6 protein-coding genes are annotated in these 5885 nt (G+C 51.8%); 2 read left to right on the top strand and 4 right to left on the bottom strand.

All coding sequences use genetic code 11. From position 1 onward, the window contains the following. Positions 1 to 500 (top strand): IS110 family RNA-guided transposase (locus TCARDRAFT_RS14365; RefSeq protein ID WP_007290687.1); only part of this gene is annotated, 500 nt, incomplete at its 5' end. A 188-nt stretch (positions 501 to 688) separates the two neighbouring features. Here TCARDRAFT_RS14365 and TCARDRAFT_RS14360 read toward each other — a convergent pair. The 4 genes from TCARDRAFT_RS14360 to TCARDRAFT_RS15645 all read right to left on the bottom strand — a co-directional run bounded on the left by TCARDRAFT_RS14360 (position 689) and on the right by TCARDRAFT_RS15645 (position 5246). Then, positions 689 to 2581 (bottom strand): nickel-dependent hydrogenase large subunit, encoded by a 1893-nt coding sequence (locus tag TCARDRAFT_RS14360; protein ID WP_007290686.1) that lies wholly within the window; start codon positions 2579 to 2581, stop codon positions 689 to 691. 21 nt (positions 2582 to 2602) lie between these two features. Next, a complete protein-coding gene (locus tag TCARDRAFT_RS14355) occupies positions 2603 to 3691 on the bottom strand; it encodes a hydrogenase small subunit (RefSeq protein WP_007290685.1) in 1089 nt (362 codons plus the stop codon). Positions 3692 to 3763: 72 nt separating this feature from the next. Next, the gene (locus tag TCARDRAFT_RS14350; RefSeq protein WP_007290684.1) at positions 3764 to 5047 is read right to left on the bottom strand and encodes an ammonia-forming cytochrome c nitrite reductase subunit c552; all 1284 of its coding nucleotides are present in this window, start codon (positions 5045 to 5047) and stop codon (positions 3764 to 3766) included. Further along, positions 5040 to 5246 carry a hypothetical protein gene (locus TCARDRAFT_RS15645; RefSeq protein ID WP_156784737.1) on the bottom strand — a complete coding sequence of 69 codons (207 nt, stop codon included), beginning with the start codon at positions 5244 to 5246 and terminating at the stop codon, positions 5040 to 5042. Before TCARDRAFT_RS15645 ends, TCARDRAFT_RS14350 begins: the two co-directional genes overlap by 8 nt. 229 nt (positions 5247 to 5475) lie before the next feature. Here TCARDRAFT_RS15645 and TCARDRAFT_RS14340 point away from each other — a divergent pair. After that, the coding region (locus tag TCARDRAFT_RS14340) for an IS110 family transposase (protein ID WP_040683517.1) at positions 5476 to 5885 on the top strand (410 nt) is incomplete at its 3' end.

Genomic DNA, 5885 nt, shown 5'->3' with positions numbered 1-5885 from the left:
CCGATTCCGTTAATTTAGCTATGGCTTCGCTCATTCGGGTCATCCGTACTCTTCAGGAGCAAATCAAATCCCTTAACAAGGCTATCGAAGACCATCTGGCGACTATTCCCCAGACCCTTGATACAGTTCCGGGCATTGGCCCAATCTTTGCCGCCGGTATTTTGGCCGAAATTGGCGATATCAACCAATTTAAAAATCATCGCCAATTAGCTAAATTTGCCGGTCTTGCTTGGACTGAGCATCAATCAGGCAACTTTACGGCAGCCCAATCAAGGCTTATTCTTTCCGGCAACCGCTATCTGAGGTATTATTTGATGGAAGCGGCAAACAGTGTCAGGGTGCACGACCCTGTTTTCGCCCGGTATTACGCTCAGAAGCTGGCCGAGCCTAAAACCTTTGCCACAAAACGTGCCCTTGCGCTTACAGCCCGTAAACTGGTACGGTTGGTCGATTCTCTGCTGCGTACCAACCGAATTTATAAACCAGAAGGGGGAGTCTGACATAACCGATTAAAAAGACCATTTTTCTTTGTCCACCAGTTACCATATATTACCATCTTGATGTGGATATTGGTGGGTCTAGTTAAGGTTTGCCTTTTTTCGGTTCACCACCTTAGGTAGCAGCAATACATAGTTTTTTATGTTAAATTAGCCTCTTGACATCGTACCGCTGCTCTTTCTGCATAAAATCAGGCGCGGCAATAGGCATCAGAATAAACAACACTAATGGGCTTGCCTTCAGCGTCATAAAGATGGGTAGCACAGGCCAGACAAGGATCAAAAGAATGTATTACCTTAAGAATCTCAAGGGGTTTTTCGGCAACCTTCACCCGGGTGTCGATCATGGCTGACTCGTAAGCACCATACCCGGCCTTGCCGTCACGGGGACAAGCGTTCCAGGTCGACGGAACGATGGCCTGGTAATTGGCGATCTTAGTGTCACGGATGATTACCCAGTGGCCCAAGGCGCCACGCGGCGGCTCGTGAATTCCTACACCTTTCGCTTCCTTCGGCCAACTGGCGGGGTTAAACTTAATCATATTGGCCACCGTGGTGTCGCCGGCCCGAATGTTTTTCATCAGCTTGTCAAAGTAATATTTGGCCAAATAAGCCATGACCTGAGCTTCAAGGCCTCGGCAGGCCGTCCGCCCCACCATTGTGGGCATCCATTTTTCCGGCGGCAAGCCGAAGACCTGCGACACAGCATCTACCTGGTCGACCATCATCTTTTCCACCCAAGTGGGCTGCATTATCCCCTTCTTTACTTTGGTATAAACGATAATGTACCGGGCTAGCGGCCCAACCTCGGCAGTCTTACCCTGCCATTTCGGTGTTTTAACCCACGAATATTTACCGTTCTCGTCCAGATACTTCCAATTAGTTTTGGTGCCATCCTTAGGTCCGATAAAATTAGGCTGGGTAACGCCGTCCCAGGGATGCAAATCGCCCGACTGAGAATAGGTATACCATGCATGCCCAACCCCTTCGGTTAAAACATTGGGATCAAGCAGATCTTTGGCTTCCAGGTTGTGATACACGGCGGCGGCCAAACCAGTGCCAAAGTTTTCCACCGCGCCATTGCAGCGAAGCAGGAGGTTCTGGTGGAAATCGCCGTTGGCAATGCCGGAATAACGGTCATCCGGATAATCGCCGTACCCCAGCACTCGCTGTTTCGCCAGTCCTCCGCCATCAACATAACCTTTCTTAACATATATATCACCGATGGCTAAAAGGTCGGGCAGATAAAAATAATTTACTGCATTGATCCCAAGGTTGATCGAAGTATCCACGATACCAAGGCGCTCACTGTTGACAGGCGCATTCATGTCATTAAGCGAAATGGAGCAGGTCATGCCGCCGACCACATAATGCGGGTGAGGGTTTTTGCCGCCAAAGACGAGATGCGAGTCCACCAGTTCGCGCTGCCGGTCGAGCATGTTAAGGTAATGGGCAATGCCGAGCAAATGAACTTCCGGCGGCAGCAGCCCATAATCGGGATGATCCCACCAGTGGGCGGCAAAAATACCAAGCTGCCCGCTGTCCACAATGCGTTTGACTTTATTTTGGAGCTCCCGGAAATAGGCAGACGCAGCCTTAGGAAAGTCATGGGGGTAGGCGCTGGTGTCGAATTCCACCGGCCCGGCTAAAGGGAGACGGTATTTCTCCAGGATGACGTTTTGCAATGACGCGGTGGCCGCAGGATCAGCCTTCAGCGCTTCCACCGGGCTGACCCAGTCAAGAGCATGAAGGTGGTAGAAATGAATAATATGGTCCTGAACCATTTGCTGAGCGGCAATAATGTTGCGGATATAGTTGGCGTTGCGGGGAATTTCGATGTTCAGAGCGTCCTCGACGGCGCGGACGGAGGCAAGGGCGTGAACGGTGGTACAAACGCCGCAGAAACGTTGGGCAAAAAGCCAGGCGTCCCGCGGGTCGCGGTCGCGCAGAACAAGTTCAAGACCGCGCCAGGCCGTCCCGCTGGATAGGGCGTCCTGAACCTTGCCACTTGTTTCGTCAACCACCACTTCTACGCGCAAATGCCCTTCAATACGGTTCATCGGATCAACAACAATGCGCTTCATGTTCCATTCCTTTCTTGCCTATCATTCGCGGTTCTCATTCCCTTCTTGGTCCCGGTGCCAGCGGTGCTGGGCCACCGACAGCAGACCGTGCGCCACCACGCCGGCAAGAGTGGCGCCGGCGGCTACCGCGCCGACTTTATCGGCGTTGGCAATAGTATTAGGCAGCGGAATATTGGGCAGCCGCTGATGGAAGGGGTCATTGTCCCAAAAATCATTGGCCGCACAGGCCACACAGGGCGAGCCGGCCTGGATAGGGTAAGAAAGACCATTCCACCACCGCAAGTTGCCACAGGAATTGTATGCTACCGGTCCCCGGCATCCCACCTTATACAGACACCAGCCGGCCTTACTGCCCATGTCGTCGAAGGTTTCGACAAACATGCCCGAATCGAAAAAAGCGCGCCGATAACATGTGTCATGGATGCGGTTGCCGAAAAACATCTTGGGCCGCCCGTGGCTGTCGAGCGGCGGCACCCCGAACAGAGCCACATGATAAATAGTACCGGCAATAGTCTCCGGCATGGGCGGACAGCCAGGCACTTTGATAATGGTCTTGCCTTTAATAACATCACTAACGGCAACTGACCGGGTGGGATTGGGTTTAGCAGTCTGGATGCCGCCCCAGGCCGCACATGTTCCCACCTCAATAATCGCCGCCGCACCGGCGGCGGTGGCGCGTAATTTTTCGACAATGGGTTTGCCGCCGACGACGCAGCTAATACCATCGTCACCTAGTGGAACCGCCCCTTCAAAGAGAAGCAGATACTTGCCAGGATATTTGGCCACGATTTCATCGTGGTGACGCTCCAGCGCTTCCCCGGCGGCGGCGCCCAGCACCTCCATATCCTCTAAGGCCACGAGATTGAGCACAATGTCCGAGGCCAACGGCTTCTGCGCGCGGATAAAGGCCTCATCACACCCAGTACATTCGTGGCCGTGAAGCCAGATGACAAGCGGCAGCGGTTTGCGTTCCGCGGCGACCACCACTTCCGGCATCATGGACGGCGCCAAACCCATCATACCGGTAAGGGCCACACAGGTTTTGAGAAAAGAGCGCCGGCTGAAACTGCGTTTCTGAAATAAGTCCCATAGTGTACTTGTAAATTCCATACCTGCACCTCTTCTAACGCAAAATTGGAAAGGAATCGCTGCTAAAAACTTGCGATTCCTCTATGTCATACATTACAGCGTATTGGTCCCCGCTGCCCGGTTAGCTGCTTCGATTGCCAAGTTGGCAAAATCGATGGCCTGGCCAAGCGTATTAAGTTCTTGCACCGAGTTATGGAATCCCATGCTGTTTGCGGCTGCCACATAATCCCAATACCACTGCGCTTTACGTACCAATTCCCGGGCGTTGGCTAACTCGGTCTGGTTGACATTAGCTGTTTCGCTCGCTTTTTTAATCGCTGTATGGGCGCGGGAAACTTTTTGTTCAGCCAGGTGCTGCAGTTGCCAGACATTGTCTTGAATAGTCTTTACCCGTTCAAAGAGCCACTCCGGTCCTTCGTTATGACAGGTGCTGCAAGCTTCGTTTAAATGTTTGAGCGGGCTTGTAACCCAGTGAGATGTGTACTTGCGTCCCTGCTGACGCATATACGGCATATGACAGTCGGCGCAGGAAACGCCAGCCTTGCCGTGAGTGCCGTTTTGCCACTCTTCGAAATCAGGATGCTGCGCCTTGAGCATGGGCGCTTTTGAATCGGCATGCTGCCAGTCTTGGGTGAAGTTATTGGGGTTGGCGCTGTAATACTCGTACATGGCCGAGGGCGTCAAGCCTTTATCCCAAGGAAACACGACCTGAAAAGTGCCGGGAACAAAATAATACTCGGCATGACATTGGCCGCAGACGTAGCTGCGCATTTCTTCGCGGCTGGCCTTGGTGACATCGATGCCGCGCCGCGCCTGACCTTCAATGAAAGCCGGATTAATAACCCGCAAGGCCATCGTTTCCGGATTATGGCAGTTTCCACAGCTTACGGGATGCTGGGACCTATCGAGGAGTTCCGAGAGAGGGCGCTGGGTATAACCCCAGCCCATTTCTTTGTAAAACTGTTCAATCTGCGGGGTCTTGCAAGTTATACAGGAGCCTTTGCTGGTGGGGCCAATGCGGTGTGATGTGCGCAGGTCTTCAAGGGAGTACGGATGGCCGCGGTCTTCGGTATAGTCCTTTTCAAAAGGGTAGCCTTTGAAGTTATGGGGCAATGCCGTTTGTTTTACTGACTTCTGCTCTTTAACACTGCCGCCGTAGCCGGTAGGCGAAGGAGCCATTTCTTTGTTTTTCAGCCAGGTCTGATATTCTAGACCATAATACTTCCCCCAAACAGCGGGGTCGTATTCGCCTTGCGGTATCGGCGTAAGCTTTACCGTGGCCGGGGGTTTAGCGCCCCATACTCTAAAGACAATAAAGCCAAAAAACAGCACGGTGATGGCTAAAAAAACCGCGAGAAATTTTTGCGCTCTACTCAACGGGAACTCCTCCTTTAACTGCGATGTTGCCGCCATGAACTAAGCCGCGGTGACATTTAATGCAGCTTTGGTTGCCAATCGCCAGCGGCGTGTTTTCTACCGTCGTTGCATGGCAGCGCAGGCAGTTTTTATCCACAATTCCTTTGGCCATCGGCGTTACCTTGATATTTTCGGGGTAGACCCCCCATGTCGTTAGCACGACACCAACAAAGAATGAAAACCAGGTGCATATGTAGAATAATTTTTTTGCGGCTGGCGAAGAGAGGTCGATAGCTTGCTAGTGCTTCGAGCCTGAAGGGTAGACTGAACCCCAGTTACCTGGTGCACCACAAATTGTTGCTCCTACATTTAGGAAGCACGCGGAGTAGATTACTCGTACAAGGGTTACTGCACCAGTCGCAAAATAAGGCCGCAGAGGGGATCTTCTCATGAAACAAGTAATCCGCATTGTCCATGAACGCTGTTGTGGTATGGATGTTCACAAGAAGATTATCGTTGCCTGCGTTATCACACCTGACAACAAAGAAATTCGAACATTTGGCACTATGACGGACGACTTGCATGAATTAGTAAGCTGGCTTCAAAGTCACGGCTGTAGTCATGTAGCTATGGAAAGCACGGGAGTTTACTGGAAACCAATTTACAATCTTTTAGAACATACGGGAATTGAGATTTTGGTAGTCAATGCACAACACATAAAAGCAGTTCCGGGACGCAAGACAGATGTTAAAGATGCAGAGTGGATAGCTGAGTTACTACGGCATGGGTTACTGCAGGGCAGTTATATTCCAAGTCGTGAGCAGAGGGAATTACGGGAATTAGTAAGATATCGTCGGAG

Source organism: Thermosinus carboxydivorans Nor1 (assembly GCF_000169155.1).
In the GTDB taxonomy this organism is placed as follows: Bacteria; Bacillota; Negativicutes; order Sporomusales; family Thermosinaceae; genus Thermosinus; species Thermosinus carboxydivorans.
The sequence above is the reverse complement of the archived record's forward strand: the minus strand, read 5'-3'. Positions and strand labels throughout refer to the sequence as shown.

Coding starts and splice junctions, on each gene's coding strand:
- TCARDRAFT_RS14355 (WP_007290685.1), bottom strand. CDS start 3,691: ATGGAATTTACAAGTACACTATGGGACTTATTTCAGAAACGCAGTTTC.
- TCARDRAFT_RS14360 (WP_007290686.1), bottom strand. CDS start 2,581: ATGAAGCGCATTGTTGTTGATCCGATGAACCGTATTGAAGGGCATTTG.